Genomic DNA, 1,299 nt, shown 5'->3' on the forward strand with positions numbered 1-1,299 from the left:
TGCAAAACTTCCAAAAAGATAAAAAAGACCGTCAGGTCTGTCATATCCCGACCCATTCGGGTCGGTTTTGGTTTGTATCGAAGAGAAATATGATACTCCTCTTGTCTTCGGATACACTGCGCCCTTGGTATGATTTCACATGGGACGGAGCCGTGCTCCGGTGATGATTCGTACGCTTGTTTTGATATTGTGCGCGATGGCTGCCATGGCGGTTTGAAAGGTATACTTTTTGAGTCCAAGATACCGGCAACGACGCAGGGAGTGGTTCTCTTTCAGATCGCCGTTGGTTCGTTCAATGACGTATCTGAGTTTGCGTATGGTTCTTCGGTTTGAGTCTTGTTCGTATGCGGTCCATCTGTCTTTGAATGCTCCGGTGGTGGTCATATCCTTAGGCAGGCAAAAGGCGGTGAGGATACCGGTGTGCTTTTCCAGGAGATTGATCCATACGGCAGAGCCGTATCCTTTGTCGGCGGTCAGGATATCAATGTCCCTGCGCTGCACATTTGTGATGATACGATGAATGAGCGAATCGCCACCATCAATATCAGCGGTGTTCCCGGGAGTGCTGTGGTATGCCGTGATGAGTCCATGATTCGTTTCGGTGAGAAGATGTGCTTTGTATCCATAGAATGCCTTGACCACGTCCACCGGCTTCCCGCTTGGCGTCACCTTGGTCTCATGCCCTTTCACACCCCACGTGGCATCGTTGTCCCGTGGTGAGGAGTCGAAATGTTTCACGTTTGTACCGTCTTTGTACGTATCCACATCCGCAACCGTGTGGGTGGCGTCCAATGCGGCAATGGCGCTGAACACAACGCCCTTGTCTTTGGCTTGCGCGATGATGGTGTGGAACATATCTCGGAAAAACTCGGTTCCTTTTTCAGACAGCACCTCACCTCGGAATCGGGAGACCGATGAGTGATCCGGCGCCTTGCCGTCGATGGGGAGACGCAGAAAGTATTTGATCAAAAGATTGTTTGTGGCCGCAAACTCGACATCTCTGTCCGACTGGTCGAACAAAAACGAAAGGAAGAGCATCTTGAGCATCATGACCGGGGAATATCGTGGTCTGCCACCATGCGCATTTTTAGCCAGGTCAAGAAGCGGTTCGGCAAGATCATCCCAGTTGAACACCCAGTCCAGCTGAGCGAGAAAGTGATCCTTGTCGATGCATCCTTCGTACAGATCATGTGTGAGTGTTTTCGGTGAGAGTTTGAACATATTGGGTGTTAAAATACAGCTTATTACAGCTGTATTTTAACATGTTTTATTCTTGTTTGCTAGAGGAGTTTTGCAACG

General features: G+C 49.5%; 1 protein-coding gene. It reads right to left on the minus strand.

Annotated features, from left to right (window positions below; genetic code table 11):
- Positions 1–135 precede the first annotated feature (135 nt).
- Complete coding sequence (locus COV52_00050; protein ID PIR12185.1) at positions 136–1,221, minus strand: hypothetical protein; 1,086 nt, start codon at positions 1,219–1,221, stop codon at positions 136–138.
- Positions 1,222–1,299: the final 78 nt, after the last annotated feature.

This window comes from Gammaproteobacteria bacterium CG11_big_fil_rev_8_21_14_0_20_46_22 (genome assembly GCA_002796245.1).
Classification (GTDB): domain Bacteria; phylum Pseudomonadota; class Gammaproteobacteria; order UBA12402; family UBA12402; genus 1-14-0-20-46-22.

Bases quoted from the DNA above. Each gene is read 5' to 3' on its own strand.
- COV52_00050 (PIR12185.1), bottom strand. From the start codon at position 1,221: ATGTTCAAACTCTCACCGAAAACACTCACACATGATCTGTACGAAGGA.